This is a genomic window from Flavobacterium sp. (genome assembly GCF_052437795.1).
Taxonomy (GTDB): domain Bacteria; phylum Bacteroidota; class Bacteroidia; order Flavobacteriales; family Flavobacteriaceae; genus Flavobacterium.
This window is the reverse complement of record NZ_JBQVPA010000001.1, coordinates 794,813-811,705: the sequence shown is the minus strand read 5'-3', so window position 1 is coordinate 811,705 and position 16,893 is coordinate 794,813. Positions and strand designations below refer to the sequence as shown.

General features: G+C 44.0%; 20 protein-coding genes. 9 read left to right on the top strand and 11 right to left on the bottom strand.

Annotated features, from left to right (window positions below):
• The first annotated feature begins 112 nt into the window (after nt 1-112).
• The gene (locus ACT6R0_RS03900) at nt 113-1,498 is read left to right on the top strand and encodes a TlpA family protein disulfide reductase (protein WP_444651473.1); all 1,386 of its coding nucleotides are present in this window, start codon (nt 113-115) and stop codon (nt 1,496-1,498) included.
• Here the strand turns inward: ACT6R0_RS03900 and ACT6R0_RS03895 are convergent.
• Both ACT6R0_RS03895 and guaB read right to left on the bottom strand, forming a co-directional pair.
• Complete coding sequence (locus tag ACT6R0_RS03895; RefSeq protein WP_444651471.1) at nt 1,490-1,804, bottom strand: hypothetical protein; 315 nt, start codon at nt 1,802-1,804, stop codon at nt 1,490-1,492. The two genes, ACT6R0_RS03900 and ACT6R0_RS03895, sit on opposite strands and share 9 nt — an antisense overlap.
• Nucleotides 1,805-1,879: 75 nt before the next feature.
• Complete coding sequence (gene guaB, locus ACT6R0_RS03890) at nt 1,880-3,352, bottom strand: IMP dehydrogenase (protein ID WP_444651469.1); 1,473 nt, start codon at nt 3,350-3,352, stop codon at nt 1,880-1,882.
• 410 nt (nt 3,353-3,762) lie between these two features.
• On the opposite strand from guaB, the gene ACT6R0_RS03885 reads away from it, so the two are divergent.
• From ACT6R0_RS03885 to ACT6R0_RS03875, 3 genes are all read left to right on the top strand, one after another.
• The gene (locus ACT6R0_RS03885; protein ID WP_444651467.1) at nt 3,763-5,325 is read left to right on the top strand and encodes a T9SS type A sorting domain-containing protein; all 1,563 of its coding nucleotides are present in this window, start codon (nt 3,763-3,765) and stop codon (nt 5,323-5,325) included.
• A gap of 82 nt (nt 5,326-5,407) precedes the next feature.
• A complete protein-coding gene (locus ACT6R0_RS03880; protein ID WP_444651465.1) occupies nt 5,408-5,896 on the top strand; it encodes a phosphoribosylaminoimidazolesuccinocarboxamide synthase in 489 nt (162 codons plus the stop codon).
• A 69-nt stretch (nt 5,897-5,965) separates the two neighbouring features.
• Nucleotides 5,966-6,490, top strand: coding sequence for a DUF421 domain-containing protein (locus tag ACT6R0_RS03875; RefSeq protein ID WP_444651464.1), 525 nt, complete (start codon nt 5,966-5,968; stop codon nt 6,488-6,490).
• On the opposite strand, the gene ACT6R0_RS03870 is transcribed toward ACT6R0_RS03875, so the two are convergent.
• The 6 genes from ACT6R0_RS03870 to ACT6R0_RS03845 form a co-directional block, all read right to left on the bottom strand.
• Nucleotides 6,491-6,910: an arsenate reductase ArsC gene (locus ACT6R0_RS03870; protein ID WP_444651462.1), complete on the bottom strand. Its 420-nt coding sequence runs from the start codon at nt 6,908-6,910 to the stop codon at nt 6,491-6,493.
• 2 nt (nt 6,911-6,912) lie between these two features.
• Nucleotides 6,913-7,038: a hypothetical protein gene (locus tag ACT6R0_RS03865; protein WP_444651460.1), complete on the bottom strand. Its 126-nt coding sequence runs from the start codon at nt 7,036-7,038 to the stop codon at nt 6,913-6,915.
• A gap of 1 nt (nt 7,039) precedes the next feature.
• Nucleotides 7,040-7,501 (bottom strand): DUF6428 family protein, encoded by a 462-nt coding sequence (locus ACT6R0_RS03860; protein ID WP_444651458.1) that lies wholly within the window; start codon nt 7,499-7,501, stop codon nt 7,040-7,042.
• Between the two features lie 11 nt (nt 7,502-7,512).
• Nucleotides 7,513-7,845 carry an ArsR/SmtB family transcription factor gene (locus ACT6R0_RS03855; protein ID WP_444651456.1) on the bottom strand — a complete coding sequence of 111 codons (333 nt, stop codon included), beginning with the start codon at nt 7,843-7,845 and terminating at the stop codon, nt 7,513-7,515.
• A 231-nt stretch (nt 7,846-8,076) separates the two neighbouring features.
• Nucleotides 8,077-8,457 carry a PUR family DNA/RNA-binding protein gene (locus ACT6R0_RS03850; protein WP_444651454.1) on the bottom strand — a complete coding sequence of 127 codons (381 nt, stop codon included), beginning with the start codon at nt 8,455-8,457 and terminating at the stop codon, nt 8,077-8,079.
• A gap of 72 nt (nt 8,458-8,529) precedes the next feature.
• Entirely contained in the window at nt 8,530-10,287 is a 1,758-nt protein-coding gene (locus ACT6R0_RS03845; RefSeq protein WP_444651452.1) for an ABC transporter ATP-binding protein, read from the bottom strand.
• 197 nt (nt 10,288-10,484) lie between these two features.
• Here ACT6R0_RS03845 and ACT6R0_RS03840 point away from each other — a divergent pair, with 197 nt between their 5' ends.
• The 5 genes from ACT6R0_RS03840 to ACT6R0_RS03820 all read left to right on the top strand — a co-directional run bounded on the left by ACT6R0_RS03840 (nt 10,485) and on the right by ACT6R0_RS03820 (nt 13,867).
• Nucleotides 10,485-11,588, top strand: coding sequence for a Glu/Leu/Phe/Val dehydrogenase dimerization domain-containing protein (locus ACT6R0_RS03840; protein ID WP_444651450.1), 1,104 nt, complete (start codon nt 10,485-10,487; stop codon nt 11,586-11,588).
• An 86-nt stretch (nt 11,589-11,674) separates the two neighbouring features.
• Entirely contained in the window at nt 11,675-12,619 is a 945-nt protein-coding gene (gene nusB / locus ACT6R0_RS03835; protein WP_444651449.1) for a transcription antitermination factor NusB, read from the top strand.
• A gap of 20 nt (nt 12,620-12,639) precedes the next feature.
• Complete coding sequence (locus ACT6R0_RS03830) at nt 12,640-13,116, top strand: DUF1573 domain-containing protein (RefSeq protein WP_444651448.1); 477 nt, start codon at nt 12,640-12,642, stop codon at nt 13,114-13,116.
• Between the two features lie 3 nt (nt 13,117-13,119).
• Complete coding sequence (gene yajC / locus ACT6R0_RS03825) at nt 13,120-13,401, top strand: preprotein translocase subunit YajC (protein WP_444651447.1); 282 nt, start codon at nt 13,120-13,122, stop codon at nt 13,399-13,401.
• A gap of 220 nt (nt 13,402-13,621) precedes the next feature.
• Nucleotides 13,622-13,867: a hypothetical protein gene (locus ACT6R0_RS03820; protein ID WP_294823003.1), complete on the top strand. Its 246-nt coding sequence runs from the start codon at nt 13,622-13,624 to the stop codon at nt 13,865-13,867.
• Between the two features lie 532 nt (nt 13,868-14,399).
• Here ACT6R0_RS03820 and ACT6R0_RS03815 read toward each other — a convergent pair.
• From ACT6R0_RS03815 to ACT6R0_RS03805, 3 genes are read right to left on the bottom strand one after another with little or no spacing between them, the layout of a single operon-like run.
• Nucleotides 14,400-14,978 (bottom strand): YdeI/OmpD-associated family protein, encoded by a 579-nt coding sequence (locus tag ACT6R0_RS03815; RefSeq protein WP_444651445.1) that lies wholly within the window; start codon nt 14,976-14,978, stop codon nt 14,400-14,402.
• A 2-nt stretch (nt 14,979-14,980) separates the two neighbouring features.
• Nucleotides 14,981-16,222: a peptidase T gene (gene pepT, locus ACT6R0_RS03810; RefSeq protein WP_444651444.1), complete on the bottom strand. Its 1,242-nt coding sequence runs from the start codon at nt 16,220-16,222 to the stop codon at nt 14,981-14,983.
• A 37-nt stretch (nt 16,223-16,259) separates the two neighbouring features.
• Nucleotides 16,260-16,874, bottom strand: a complete 615-nt coding sequence (locus tag ACT6R0_RS03805) for an HD domain-containing protein (protein WP_444651443.1) — start codon at nt 16,872-16,874, stop codon at nt 16,260-16,262.
• Between the last annotated feature and the right edge of the window lie 19 nt (nt 16,875-16,893).

The window sequence follows — 16,893 nt, the reverse complement described above, 5'->3', positions numbered from 1 at the left end:
GGATGCTTTGGGCGCACATTACCATTAAGGGGTACGAATTCTTATTTTAACGCGTTTTTAACAGTATTAAAGACATAATAAAATATTTTTGCTTTTGCTGAATAATCACCAAATGTCACATCTTACTAAGGCCGGTCTTTTTTTATGTTCCCTGCTCTTGATCATATCCTGTGGTAAAGATGAGGATCATTCTGCTTATTTCGGGGGGCAGGTGCTCAACCCGAAAACCAATTACGTTATATTCAGCAAGGATGATAAGGTGATCGATACGCTGCGCCTGGACAAGGATAACCGCTTTTCGATAAAATTCGACTCCCTCACTCCCGGGCTGTACAGCTTTAAGCACGATCCGGATTATCAATATGTATATTTCGAGCAGAATGACAGCATCATGGTCTCCATTGATGCTGATGATTTTGATAATTCTGTAGTATTCAGCGGACGCGGGGAAGAGAAGAACAACTTCATGATGGAACTTTCCCTACTGCATGAGGCAGACAGGGAAAACTCATATAGCATATACGGTTATGAATATCCTAAATTCAAAGAAACCATAGACTCTACCTACAAAAAGCGAATGGAGTTCTACAAGAAGCGCAAAGCGGCGATAAGGTGGAGCGATGCATTTGATTTTTATGCCCGATCGAGGGTAGACCTTAATTATTACACCAAAAAGGAATATTACCCGTATGTGTACGCCCGCCGCACCGGCAAAGAAATAGGGTCGCAACTGCCAAAGGATTTTTATGACTTCCGTAAGTCCATTGATTTTAATGATCCCGCGCTCATCCACTATTCACCTTACCTGCGCTACCTTTCGGCCATGCTGAACAATATGTCGATAGCCGAAGGAAAGAAAACCGGCATCTTAACCGAAGCTCCTTACCAAAACAGTATGGAAAAGCTCGATATAGCAGATTCGGTATTTACCAATGAGCAGGTTAAGAATCAGGTACTCAATAACATCGCATTCAGTTACCTGCTTGAAGACCAGAACATCGACAACAACAAAAAGTTCCTTGACCGTTACATGAAGCTGTCGACTGACGGCAGCAAGGATAACGAGATCAGGAGGATAGGCAATGCCATACAGGTACTTAAGGACGGTACTGAACTGCCCGAAGTAAAACTGGTGGACCGCGACAACAGACCTTTTGATGTTGACACCATTAAGAACCAAACGGTAATATTCTTTTGGACCGGATGCGCCCGTGCACAGCTGGAAGACCTTTACGAAAAGATCAAAGCCCTTAAACAGGATAACCCGAAAGTGGATTTCATCGCTGTAAATGTGGATGAAGATAATGAATGGAAAAAAGTACTTGCACATGAAGATTCGGCTGGTGTACTCCATTTAAGGGCAGCGGACTTCCATGAGTTGCGCGACAAGTGGGTCATTACCAACATCAACCGTACAATCATACTAGAGCCCGGCGGGACTATCAAAAATGCTTTTGCCAATCTTTCCGATGTTGAGTTTGAGGAAGAATTAAAGTAATTCTATTTCGGAGCATTCAAATTCATAGTACCATGTCCTCTTTCCAAATCCGGTTAGCATCACCAGTTTCACCAAATGCTTTAATTCGTTGCCTACACTTACGTCCAGCGAATATATTTCACACTCTGAATTTATAGACGGAAAACCTGTATTTTCAATTTCCCTTATATCTTTAAAAATAATTTTTTTAGGGATTTGCTGCCCATCGCCGCAGGGCGGAATGTCCAATGTCAAAATTTCGTCAACGAAATCCAGATGGATCATGGAAACAGGCATATCGTGAAACTCTATCTCTTCTAAAAGCATTATTTGAAACTTTAGGTTATTAGAAAAGGCATAAAGCTTTTGCCTTATGCCTTTTCATTTCTATCTTATGCCTTCTTATCTTGAATAATTCGGTGATTCTTTGGTGATCGTCACGTTATGCGGATGGCTTTCCGATATACCGCTGGATGTAATGCGTACAAAGCGACCTGTCTCCTGTAACGTCGGGATGTCTTTCGCGCCGCAATAGCCCATACCGGCACGAAGCCCGCCAACGAACTGCAGCATGCTCTCGAACAATTCGCCTTTATAGGGTACGCGGCCTACGATTCCTTCGGGAACCAGTTTTTTCACATCGTCTTCCACATCCTGGAAGTAGCGGTCTTTAGACCCTTCCTTCATTGCCTCTACCGAACCCATGCCGCGGTACGATTTGAACTTACGGCCTTCAAAGATTATCGTCTCGCCCGGCGATTCCATCGTACCAGCCAATAAAGATCCCAGCATTACACAGTCGGCACCGGCAGCGATGGCTTTTGGTATATCGCCTGTATAACGGATACCGCCATCTGCAATAACGGGTACGCCTGTGCCCCTTAGCGCGGCAGCCACCTCAAGCACTGCAGAGAATTGCGGGAAGCCCACACCGGCAACCACTCTTGTCGTACATATAGAACCCGGCCCAATACCCACCTTTACGGCATCTGCACCATTCTCGGCAAGGTAAAGCGCCGCTTCGGGAGTAGCGATATTGCCTACAACAACATCAAGGTCGGGAAATTTAGCTTTAACTTCTTTTAGCACCGTCACTACACCTTTGGTATGCCCGTGGGCGGTATCAATGATTACGGCATCCACGCCTGCATTGACAAGCGCTTCGGCACGCTGCACGGCATCGGCGGTAACGCCAAGGGCCGCCGCAACGCGAAGGCGGCCAAACCTGTCTTTATTCGCTATGGGTTTTTGTGTAAGCTTGGTAATGTCGCGGAACGTGATAAGCCCAACCAACTTATGATCGGCGTTGACTACCGGAAGTTTTTCGATCTTGTTTTTCTGCAGAATGCCTTCAGCCACTTCGAGCGTAGTACCCTCCCCTGCTGTTACCAGGTTCTCAGAAGTCATTACTTCCAGGATCGAGCGCTGGTTGTCCTTTTCAAAACGCAGGTCGCGGTTGGTCACAATGCCCTTTAGTTTGCCATCGGCATCTACCACAGGGATACCGCCGATACTATATTCGCGCATCACGTTCTTGGCATCGCCAACGTTGGCCGTAAGCGGAAGCGTAACAGGATCGATGATCATGCCCGACTCGGCGCGCTTTACTTTGCGTACCTCGCCAGCCTGCTGCTCTATGGTCATGTTCTTGTGCAGTACGCCAATGCCGCCCTCGCGTGCCATTGCTATCGCCATTGCGCTTTCGGTAACGGTGTCCATCGCGGCAGAGACCACGGGAACATTGAGCGTAATGTTGCGTGAAAATTTTGATCGTATGCTTACTTCGCGGGGTAAGATTTCGGAGTAATTGGGAACAAGGAGAACATCGTCGTAAGTAAGGCCTTCTCCGATGATCTTAGTCGTGTGTGCTTTCATCGTTGCAATTTGTAGTTAAATTGCATGCAAATATACGCTTTTTTAAGTTACAAAAGACAAAATGCAACTATCAGATCAAACATAGTCAGGTTTTGGTCAGACAGAGCTTTGACTTGAATGCTAAGGTGTGGTTTTCGTACTCATTATCTGATAGTTGGAACGAGACTTATAAAGCCCTACTATTTTTAAGAATGGAAACTCAAAACATAATGAACATCAAATAAAGCAGATAGATCAACAGAAAAAATTCCTACAATGAGCGTGATATTTTTTTCGAGTTACAAAAAGCTCATTGCCGATCAATTTAACGGCTACACATTTACATTAAAATGTAACATATTTTCATGATGGTGATATTTTTGCCGAAAATATTCTTATATATTCGCATTTCAAAAAAACCAATTTTACGAATGAAAAAACTATTACTATTATCTGCCTTATTCAGCATTACACATTTTTATGCCCAGGACGGTACGCTCGATTCAAGTTTTGGTAATGGTGGCAAAGTGACCACCAACGTGAACGGACTGGAAAAAGCACACGGCGTGGTCGTACAGGCCGACGGCAAGATCGTTATTGGGGGTTATACCAACAATGCTAATACCGGAAATGACTTTTTGTGCATACGCTATAATGCGAACGGTACTATTGACACAAACTTCGGCACCAACGGCATAGCAACGTTCGACCTGCAGCCGGGAGCCGACGACATGGCGTACTCTATAGACATTGACAGTTCGGGCAAGCTCTACCTCGCAGGGTATTCTGACGATGGCACTAATAAGAACGGCGCAGTCATCAGGTTGAACACCGACGGTTCGCTGGATAACTCTTTCGGTACAGGCGGAAAAGTGATCACTGATTTTACTGCTACGGTTGGAAACAATAACCCTGTGAAACAAGATGAATTTAAGGTAGTAAAAGTACATTTTGCCACAGGCAAGATCATAGTGGCAGGAACAGGGTTTACAGCAACCAATAATTCAGTGCCGATCATGGCGCGCTACAACCCAAATGGTACACTGGATACTACATTTAACGGCGATGGCAAAAAAATACAACTCCCAAGCCCTATTACCGGGTGGACGTTCCATTTTGGCATTGAAGATATAGCCGTGAAACCTAATGGAAAGATAACGGCCGTGGGATGGATCAAGCCAACAACAGGGGCAACTTTTTATGATGCCGATCATTATGAAGTAAGGATCAACAGTGATGGCACCAATGATGATACTTTTGATAATGATGGCTATGACAGCGATAACCTTGCAACGAGTGATGACAAGACGTATGCGGTGATCCTGAATCCGGATGACAGCTTCCATTTTGGCGGGGGCCATCCATGGAATGACGGCATGACACGCATGTACATAGGCGTGACCAGCGCCAATGGAGCGTCAACGACCAATACAACACTTTCCTTTTGGTCCAATGCCCAGCCAACCTGCTATGCGCTTGCAAAAGACAGCAACGGAAAGTTCATTACCGGTGGCACAATGCTTGATGCAGCCACAGGCAACAAGTCCTTTTTGCTGACAAGGGTAAAACCTGATTATTCAATAGATAATACATTTGGTACAGGTGGCTATGTAATGACCGATTTTGATAATACCAACAATGATGCACGCGACATGAAATTGCAGCCTGACGGAAAGATAATCCTGGCCGGTTTTTCAGGTAACAAAGTGGCCGTTGCCCGCTACCATTCCGGAACGCTTACAAATGGTGAGGTAGCAGCAAATGCGAGCATCAAGCTTTACCCCAACCCTGCTTCAGGCCAGATCACCATCGACCTTGGAGGTGAGGCGGGACCGGCAAAATATTCTATTAACGACATAAACGGAAGGACCGTTGCTAACGGACAGTTCGAAGGGAGCAGCCAGATCAATGTGGAAGATCTTGAAAATGGTGTTTATTTTGTCAATGTATCAGCTTCAGGCAAAATGACCAACCTGAAGTTCATTAAAAAATAACCTGCATAATTATTTATAAAGGAGCCTGTAGCAATACAGGCTTTTGTATTTTTGACCAAATGATAAACTTATTTTAAAATAAATGGACACCGAAAAAACATTCAGGACTAAGCTCGGCTTCTGCCATATTTTACCGGACAGGATAGTTTTAACCAATGATGGCAACGTTGAAAATGTGAATGACACCCCTGACGGCACCATCCTTGTAAAGCTACTTACGATCTATGGGATAATGGCTGGTGTTTTTATATACTTTGCTTATGATAACTATTTTGACGGGCAGATGTTTTTTTCGGCCCTGTTCGGTTTAGCGGCATTATATCTTATTTACGGGATCGCAGTAAGCACTAATAATTCAGCGGTATCTGTAATTCAACGAAATGCTATCAAAAAGGTATCATTCAAAAAAGCCATTCCTTTTGTGACACGCTCACGGTTTGAGGTTTTGTTTGAGAATAGCGAAGGAAAGACCAAAAAACGCCTGATAATGCTTCCCGGATCTTTGACCGGTGGGAAGGGTGAGACAGAAAAAGCGCTAAAAATTATGAAGGATGAAAACTTATTGGCATAGTGACCTTCAGGCAGACCTTTAACCTTTTATTACAAACTGTTTATAGTCATTAATCCGTATCTTACGGATATGGAAAACATTTTTTTTAAAGACTGGGGCAGTATCAAGGATGTAGCCTTGTGCAGCGTAATTGCATTCCTTACGCTTTTCATCCTCATCCGTATCTCAGGGAAGCGAACATTGGCGAAACTCAATGCATTCGATTTTATCGTTACAGTCACACTGGGTTCTACATTATCTTCAATGATACTGGCCAAGGTAACACTTACGGAAGGTGCCGTCGCGCTGACCATAATCGTAATAATGCAGTATGCGCTTGCCTGGCTGGCCGCGTCAAATAAAGGTCTCGAAAAAGCCATTAACAGCAAGCCTTCACTATTGTATTACGATGGCAACTATATCGAGGACGAAATGAAGCGCGAAGGTATTACCAAAGAAGAAATACTTGCAGAAATAAGAAGCTTCCGCCTTGAACGAATGGAAGATGTTAAGGCAGTTGTCTTAGAGTTGAATGGGCACTTTTCTGTAATTAAAAGATCGCCACTGCCTGTTAGGGATTCTTCCCTTGATGATGAGAATTTAAGAGGCAAATGATCAGACACATTTGTCTACAAGTTTCCTGCAATATCCTTTTATCATATCCCTAACCCGCCTGAACTCATTTAAAATATCTTCTTCAGTCCCTTTGGCCTTTGCCGGATCTGGAAAGTCGTAGTGGAATTTTTCCGCCTTGCCGGGAAAAAATGGGCAACTTTCTTTTGCATTGTCACAAACCGTTATAACATAGTCGAATGCAATATGGCTGTATTCATCTACATGGTTCGAAGTATGGTGCCATATATCCACACCATCTTCATTCATAACCACAATAGCTTTGGGGTTAACGCCATGGGTTTCGATCCCGGCGCTGTAAATTTCCGCTTTTTCACCCGTAAAATGGCGCAGGTAACCTTCAGCGATCTGGCTGCGGCAACTGTTTCCCGTGCATAGCACTAATATTTTTTTCACTTCCATATTCAAACTAATAGCCAAATGATATTGATGATGCAGAATTTAGCATCGAAGCCAAAGATCAGCTGCAGCACTATGACCGAACCGGTTATAATTAAAGGCTTTTTATATTTTATGATCTTCTCTTTCATGTTAGCAGCATCCAGAGTCGGGAGTACAGCGCGATGTCGCGGCAATTTCCCTTATATCCTTTTTCATCTTTGGCGCGCCGCAAGCATCATTGGCAAGGCAGGCGGTTTGTTTATTAACAAGTACAAAGGCCGAACCGTCAAAATCAAGACCGTACTTTCCAATGGTATTACCTTGGTACTCCACCTCTATCTCATGGTCGCCAATGCACAACTTTTCTTCAGACAGCTTAATAATGCCGAGTAGTTTACCCGGTTTCAGGCGATGGTCAATATCGTTGGCATCCCATAATTGAAAATTCACTGCCTGCTCATGGCGCACCGTACCGCCACAGTCGATAAAATGTTTGTCTACACTGCCTATTTCAGTGACATGAAAGTGTTCAGGCACAAATTTCCCGTCTGTAAAACGGAAAGCAACATTATCCAACCTTGGCAGGATCCCTTTAATTTCTGATAGTTTCATCCTTTATAGTATTAACAGCAATTATTTTTATTTGTATCAAGTTTCTCGGCAATTCCCACAAAATAGGACTGGATCTTTTCAATGCCTGCTTCGTCAATACAGTAGCAGATAGCAGTGCCTTCCACACTACCCTTGATCAGTCCAACGGTTTTCATTTCTTTAAGATGCTGGGATATGGTCGCCTGCGCCAACGGAAGCTCGCCAACAATATCGCCGCAAACGCATTGGTTAACTTTTAGCAGGTATTGCAATATCGCGATCCGTGCCGGATGCCCCAATGCCTTCAGCATCGAAGCAATTTCATTTTGTTCCGCAGTAAACAATTCAGCTTTGGTAGTTCCCATAGAAAAATATTTATCGCAATATTACGATAAATATTTAGACAAATGCTGAATTCAGTTTTATTTCAGCAAAAATTATTTGAGATCATTCTGTCTAGAAATGTAAAGGATGGAAAACCGACCGGATCTGACCTTATTCAGGCAGATAGATGTAATAGGGTTATCAGTGCTACAAAAACAAAAAAAGCCCAAAACCCTCAGGTTCCGGACTTTGTAAATTTTACAGGCCTACGATCAAATATCGTCGAAGTCTACATCGGTAAAGCTTTCGGTAGCAGCGATCGTCACAGCCTCCTCGCCTTTTTCGCCAAACAGCCTCCTGAAATCTTTCTGATGCCTTTCAGAGATCACTTCTTCGCCTTTATTGGAAAGTACATATTCGGTCATTTCGTCAAGGATCTCCCTGAATGCGGTGAAATCTTCTTTATAAAGGTAGATCTTATGTTTTTTGAAGTGGAACGAGCCATCCTCTTCGGTAAACTTCTTGCTTTCGGTAATAGTAATATAATAATCGTCAGCTTTGGTAGCCCTCACATCGAAAAAGTAAGTCCTTCTTCCTGCCCTTAAAACTTTAGAAAAAATCTCCTCCTTTTCCAGCATATCATGTTCTCTCATAATCCTCTTTTGTTTTATCTGGTTTATGTGCTACCAAAAATCTAAAAAAAAACTAAATAAACCAACAAATTATTACATTTCTTTTTCCGAAAGTTGTTTAAGGTACAATTCCTTGTAATATCCTGTCTCACTCAAAAGTCCGTTGTGCGTGCCCTGCTGTATGATCTTCCCGTCCTCCAGAATGATTATCCTGTCGGCATTCTTGGCAGAAGAAACCCTGTGGCTAACGATTATCGTGGTCTTGTCCCGGCAGAATTCCTGCAGGTTGTTGAGTATCGCCTCCTCAGTTTCTGTATCTACGGCCGAAAGGCAGTCGTCCAACAGCAGTATAGGTGCATCTTTTATCATGGCACGTGCAATGGATACCCTTTGCTTCTGTCCACCCGAAAGCGTAATGCCCCTCTCCCCCAATATCGTTTCATACTGGTTGGTAAATGTTATTATATTATTGTGTACCACGGCTTTTTTAGCTACCTCAATAACTTCATCGTCACCCGCATCCTCATTGCCGAATTTAATATTATTCTTAATGGAGTCCGAGAAAAGGAACGCGTCCTGCGGTACAAAGCCAATGCTGTCGCGCAGGTCGTTCAGGTTAACATCCTTAATATCCTCTCCGTCGATGGTCACCCTGCCGCTTTCGGTATCGTACAGCCTGCTGATGAGGGAGAGTATGGTCGACTTGCCTGACCCTGTTCGGCCCAATATTGCCAGTGTTTCGCCCTTATGCACCTCGAACGATACATTTTTGAGTGCCATGATATTCGTATCGTCATAGGTAAAGGTCACATTCTCAAAAGCGATCTGGCCCAATACCGGCGTGTGGGCAGTGGTAGTGTTTCGGACTTCAGGCTCAATTTTCAGGAATTCATTAATGCGCTTTTGCGATGACTCCGCCTCCTGCACCATAGAGGATATCCACCCCAGTGATGCCACTGGCCAAGTAAGCATGTTGATGTATAATATGAACTGTGCAATGGTCCCTATCTTGTCAATACTGCCATTGATGTACATCATCCCTCCTACGTAGATCACCACAAGGTTACTTATACCTATTAATAGTATCATCAGCGGGCCGAACTGTGCGTTCACCTTGGCAACGCTCATGTTCTTCTTCACGCTGTCGCGCGAAAGCTCTTTAAATTCATCCTGCTTCTGGCCTTCGAGCGCATAAGCTTTAATGATGCGGATGCCGGAGAACATTTCCTGGGTAAAGCTCGATAATTTGGAAAGGTTCTGCTGGTAGGCCGTACTACGCTTGTTGATCTCCCTGCTGATCTTAAAGATACTCCACGCAAGCACCGGCAAAGGTATGAGCGTATACAGTGTAAGCTTTGGCGATATGATGCACATGTGCGTGATCACAACTACCGTACGCACGATGGTATTGAGCGAGTACATGATGGCCGGCCCAACATACTGGCGCACCCGGTCAACGTCTGTACTAATGCGGTTCATTAGGTCACCCGTGCGGTTTTGCTTATAAAAATGCTGGGTAAGGTTCTCATATTGGCGGAAGATCTCGTTCTTCAGATCGAATTCAACATGGCGCGACATTACTATCAGGGTCTGCCTCATAAAGAAGGTAAGCACCGCACCTATTAATGTAGTGCCTATAATAAGGAGCAGGTTCTCGCCGAGTATAGTGTAAAGCTCTGACGCAACACCCTCTCTCTTTTCAAGGAATTCCTGGGTAGAATCGATAGAGCGCTTAACGAGTTCCGGAGTGAACAGGGAGAAGATCTGGGCTGCGATCGTGATCAATATCCCTAGAAGAAATTGAAATTTATATTTTACAAAATATTTGTTTAAATACTGAAGTTCTTTCATTGTTTAAATGGAAAAGTAATTTTATTTATCGGCTTATATGTTAAAATACTTGTTCAGGAACCGTTTTTCGAAGCATTAAAAATACCACTCTGAATTATCGATTACGTAAAAAAACACAAATATATTGCCTTATCTTAAATATATGTTTAATTTTGTATCACGTTTTTGAATAATTTCAAATTTAAAAAGATTCTATTATGACAGCAGAAGTTGTTAAGGCTAACGAACTTACAAAGGTAGATCCGGTTTTTGGACAAGCATCGTTCAATGACCATGAGCAGGTTGTTTTCTGCCATGACAAAGATACAGGTTTAAAAGCAATAATCGGTATCCATAATACGGTTTTAGGCCCTGCACTTGGTGGTACAAGGATGTGGAAATATGCTAATGAGTGGGAAGCCCTTAACGACGTTTTGAGGCTGTCGAGAGGTATGACGTACAAGTCGGCCATCTCAGGACTTAACCTTGGCGGCGGTAAAGCTGTTATCATAGGCGACTCTAAAATAGACAAGACCCCGGAGATGATCACGAGGTTTGGCCAGTTCGTAGATTCGCTTAGCGGAAAATATATCACTGCTGAAGATGTGGGCACCACAACTGCCGACATGGACCGCATCAACGATGTGACCAAGCATGTGACCGGTATATCAGAATCTCGCGGTGGCTCAGGAAACCCTTCACCTGTAACAGCTTACGGTGTTTACATGGGTATGAAGGCAGCTGCAATGCACCAGTTCGGGTCTAATAACCTAAGCGGCAAAAAAGTGTTGGTACAGGGAACAGGCCACGTAGGCGAAACCCTTATCGACTACCTTACTAAAGAAGGCGCGCTTGTAACCATATCCGATATCAATGAAGCAAGGATGGAAGAAGTTGCCATCAAATACGGCGCTGCCATCTATACAGGTGCAGACGTTTACACTGCCGATGTTGACATTTACGCCCCATGTGCCCTTGGCGCTACGGTTAATGATGATACCATCAACAAACTGAAGGCGAAAGTTATTGCAGGTGCTGCCAACAACCAGCTTGCCGTTGAACAGGTACACGGACGCATCCTTATGGAAAAAGGCATCGCTTATGCACCGGACTTCCTTATCAACGCCGGTGGCATCATTAACGTGTATGCAGAGATCGTAGGTTATGACAAAGCAGAAGCAATGAGAAGGACCGAGAACATCTACAACACTACCCTTGAGATATTCAGCCATGCAGAGGCCAACAACATCACTACGCAGCAGGCAGCTATGTCTATCGCACAGAAGCGTATTGACGACAGGAAAAAAGAAACCGCTAAATAATTAGCGTAAAAAGATATTATTCTTAATTTTGCGAAGCGAAAGGAATTCCTTTCGCTTCGTTAATTTTTAAAGGTTCTTAAAGACGGATGTTAAACAGAAGACACATACGGGTTAAGGTGATGCAGTCGATCTATGCCATGCACCAGAATAATTCAGACAACATGGAAAAGGAAGAGAAATTCCTTTTTAACAGTATAGAGAATATTCGCGACCTGTACCTAATAATGATATCAGCGCTTGTTGAGATCAGGAACAGCGAGGAAGAGTATATAGAAAAATCGCTAAAAAAACACCTTGCCACAGCCGAGGAACGCAACCCCAACAGGAAATTTGTCAACAACCAGGTACTGCAGCTGCTCAATGAGAGTAATCCGCTGAGCATTGCCATGGAGGACCGTAAGATCGATAACTGGAAGCGCAACGACGATTATGTGCTGCTGCTCCTGGAAGACATCAAGGCCAGCGAAGCGTACCAAAAATACATGCACAACAGGGATAATAACTGGGAAGAAGACCGCCAGTTCGTACATGACGTGTTTACCGAAGTGGTCGCGCCGAATGAAAAACTGTATGAATACCTGGAGGATAATAAACTTACCTGGATCGATGACATCCCGTTGGTGAACACATTCATTGCCAAACAGCTTAAGGCTCTTACTGTCGAAGGGAAAGATGCCTACTATGTACCAAAATTGTACAAGGATGCTGATGATAAGGAGTTTGTTCGCAACCTGTTCCGCAAAACCGTACTTAACGAGGTGGAACTGGCCAAAGAATTTATTGACAAGACCCCGAATTGGGATACCGAGCGCATTGCCGAGGTGGACGCTATTATATTAAAAATGGCAATATGCGAGTTCCTGAAGTTCCCTTCGATCCCTGTAAAAGTTACCATTAACGAGTACCTTGAGCTTGCGAAGGAATATTCTACGCCAAAAAGCAGTATCTTTATCAACGGTATCCTGGATAATTTGATCAAGGATTACCAAGCGAATAATAAGTTAGTAAAAACCGGAAGAGGTTTAATGTAAAACCATTAATAATTACAGTTATGATCAAAAAGTCAGTAGTTATGCTTGCCATAGCAGCCGTAGCGCTTTCATCATGCAAAAAAGAAAATGCAGCGCTTCGCATTGACGAGGCTACAGCCAAAAAAGCAGAGCTTGCCCATGCCGAGTCAGGTAAGCTGCCTGTAGTAAAGTTCGACAATATGGACCACGATTTTGGTAACATTGCCGAAGGTGTGAAAGCCGAGCATATATACAAATTTAAAAATGTAGGCACTGCCGACCTTGTGGTAAGCAATGTTAAGGCGAGCTGCGGGTGTACAGTACCAAGCTATACAGAAACCCCTGTAAAGCCGGGCGGCGAAGGAGAGATCAAAGTTACATTTGACTCTACCGGAAAACCGGGCAACCAGTCAAAACAGGTTACGGTAACCCTGAATACCGAAAAAGGTACCGAAGTACTTAACTTTAAAGCAAACGTAGCAGCCAAAGCTGGCGGCATAGGCGTTGTAAAACATTAATACATGGAACAGTTACAAACGTTTTTACCATTGATCCTGATGTTCGTGGTCATTTATTTTATGATGATCAGGCCACAGCAGAAAAAGCAAAAACTGGAAAAAGAATTTGAAAAAGAGCTAAAGGTGGGTGACAAGATCATCACCAAAAGCGGCATACACGGAAGGATCGCCGAACTGGCTAATGACACCGTGGTTATCGAGACCATGGCCGGAAAGCTTAAATTGGAACGCTCCGCGATATCCCTTGAGCTGAGCCAGAAGCTGAATGCTCCTGCAAAAGTATAATAAGGTCCCCATCCGCAAGATGGGGATTTTTTTTAGGATATTTTAAGATATGAATTAAGTATCATATTCTCGCCAGGCTTGATCTTATCATCATAAGATCAGTATCTTAGTGTCCTATTTTTAATCATTCTATTTACAAACTACTGTTTAACAGTTATTTATAATTCGTCTAAAAGTTATTCTTCCTAACTTTATGGTAGTAATCATAAACTATAAAGCCATGGACATCAGACTAGCAAATTGTTGCGGCAACTGCGACCACCATATAAAAGGCCAGGTGTGCAACGTACACGAAGTAATAACTGCAGAAACACAGGCTTGCGGGGCGTATGAGTTCCGGGCGGTACTGACAAGGGAGACCGACTGCCTGAAGTGCTCTAAATTCCAGACACCACACTGTCCGCACACTGACAAGGCAAGCGAAGGCATGATGTGCACCGTTTTCTATCCAAGGATAGTGGCGTAGAGTTTTTGTAGGAGGTCCGAAGTCGGAAGTCCGATGAAGGAAACCTTGTTTATAAGTTCGATGCCGGATGCTGTTTGCTGCGCCTGGCATCGGATCTTATTTTTGTACTTGTGATCCAGACTTCTCAACTTCCGACCATCCGGACCTCTAAAAACATTAACACCACCTTAGTTCCTCTTTAAGATAACCGTAAGAAATGATGGTGTACCTTTACATTATAAACAGGTAACAACTGTATTGCACGATGTCGAAGCGAAGATGACGGGTAGTCAGTTTTGCCGTTGGAGGCTGTAAGGGGTGCTGTACTTTCCACCCGTTCGTACAGGGCAGAACCTACGCCGGCGCTTTATGCGGAAACCGGTCAGCAACACGGCAAATATCGGCGAATAAGTGCGACTCAATGAAGCCTGATACTGTAATAACAGCAATGATCCCCATCACGAAATAATGATGGGGATCTTTTTATATAGGACGCATTGAATGCGCATTGCCGGAAAATTCACGTGAGCCACAGGCACTGTATCCCTACCGATCAACGATATTTATCATTCAGTCCCCGCCCTTCCAGGATCAACGGCTTTACTTTTTCAAGACGCGATAGTTGGGTTTCGAGTCGCTTGGCCGAACAGATGTATTCGAGGAACTCATTCTGCTTATAAGGCTTGAAGGCAGCGAAAGCCGTAGTCATTTCAGGTGAAGCGTTCAGTTCCTTCTGTAATACTTCAGGTACGGCAAACTCTTTCTTTTGCGGCTTTATAGCCATTCCTGCCCTCTCCACTTCAATGGCTTCAGCTGCATATTGCAGGATAAGCTTTTCGTTTATCTCAGCCCTGGTAGTAAAACGCCATTGCCTTAACGACTTGGTGGTCCCTTCCTGGGCGTTCACAAGTATGCCTTTAGGGTCTTTCAGGAAAACGCCTTTATAGAACCAGATGGTAAAATAGTTAGTAAAACCACCTATACCCAGTACATTCTTACCATTAAGGGTATAGGTTGGCGCTCCCCATTTTACAGTTTCCACGAGTTCGGTTTTGGCAATTATGGCTTTGAGCTCTTCAAGTTCTGATTCCCAAAGATGCACCTTATCCCAAACCTTCCTTTCCTTTTCCATAGCTATTTCTTTTGAGCAGTAAGCTCGGCTATGCGCGCGATCACCTCGACCGCCTTTTGCATGCTCTCTACAGGCACATACTCATACTTTCCGTGGAAGTTATGCCCTCCGGCAAAAATATTGGGGCATGGTAATCCCATATAAGATAATTGGCAGCCGTCAGTGCCACCGCGTATAGGCTTTATCAGCGGCTTGATGCCCAAGTCTTTCATCGCCTGTTCAGCAATGTCAACAATATGGAAAACAGGCTCTACCTTCTCCTTCATGTTGTAGTACTGGTCCTTTATTTCGGCTATGGCAATATCGCCGCCAAACTGCTTTTCGAATTTACGGTTAATGCCGTCGGTTATTTTCTTAACCAGCTTTTTACGCTTTTCAAATTGCTTTTTATCGTGATCGCGGATGATCAGCTGTACAGTGGTTTCCTCAATGCTACCTGTTATCCCCGTAACATGGAAAAACCCTTCATACCCAGATGTCTTCTCCGGCACTTCTTCCTTGGGCAGTTTCGAAATGAACTTATTGGCGATCAGCATCGAGTTGATCATTTTGCCTTTAGCATAGCCCGGGTGAACGCTCTTGCCTTTAAAGATGATCTTTGCACCCGCGGCGTTGAAGTTCTCATACTCCAGCTCCCCTATTTGGCTGCCGTCCATGGTATAGGCCCAGTCAGCACCAAATTTCGCCACATCGAACTTATGCGCGCCACGTCCGATCTCTTCATCCGGTGTGAACCCGATGCGTATCTTGCCATGCTTTATCTCCGGATGTTGGATAAGGAATTCCATCGCGGTAACGATCTCGGTAATGCCGGCCTTGTCATCCGCGCCAAGCAAAGTCGTCCCATCGGTCGTAATGATGGTTTGGCCTTTGTACTGCAACAGGTCCTTAAAGTAATTGGGCGAAAGCACAATGCCCTGCTCTTTGTTCAGGATAATATCGCCGCCATCATAGTTCTCCACGATCTGCGGTTTTATGTTGGCCCCGGTAAAATCGGGCGTGGTATCGAAATGCGATACGAAGCCGATAACAGGCACGTCATGGTCCACGTTCGATGGCAGTGTTGCCATGATGTAGGCATTCCCGTCGATAGTCACATCTTCAAGGCCGATCTGCTTCAACTCTTCTACAAGCTGTTTCGCGAGGTCCAATTGCTTTGCAGTGCTGGGTGTAGTATCAGAATTAGGGTCAGATTCTGTGTCAACGGTTACATAGCTAATGAACCGGTCAATAATATGCTGCATGTTCGTTTATTTGTTTGATGCAAATTTATGATTTCTTCTATAAAATTTCGATTTCTCGTCGAAGGTTTTCCCGTGCTTTTTTCTCATACTTGTCCCTGAAAAATTCCGTCTTAAAGATATGTTCCATTTCCAGGAAATGAAGTAAAACCTTTTTTCTTCCAGGGTTATACATGAAGTCAGGATAAATGGAGTATTCCTTCCGTACGTTTTTAAAATAAACGGAATATTCTTCCCAATTGCTGCCAAGAATGGAGAGGTCGGTATCGGTGAACAGGTTAGTATCATTGTCCGGGCTTAGGGCATGTGACTTCGTAGCCAGAATAATAGCGCTGCACTTTTCGATTTTCTCTTGAGGGAAACCAATACCTGAAAGTGCCAAAACTGCTGTATTTGCGCTTTTCTCCTCATTGTCTTTAGCCGTGGACTTATAAATAACGTCATGGTAAAACAGTGCGAACAGCACACTATCCATGTCTGCCACATGGCTTTCGCAGGACTGCAGCTCCAGCAGGAGGTTCTCCAAATGTGTAAGCGTATGGTAATGGCGGCCTTTGCCGGTGTACCTGCCCTCAATAAAATGCCAGAGCTGTGCCGTGAGCGCAAGGTCTGCTGTATACTTCCCTGCAAGCGTAGTGAATGTCTCTTTTAGCATAACAATTCAAATTTACTAA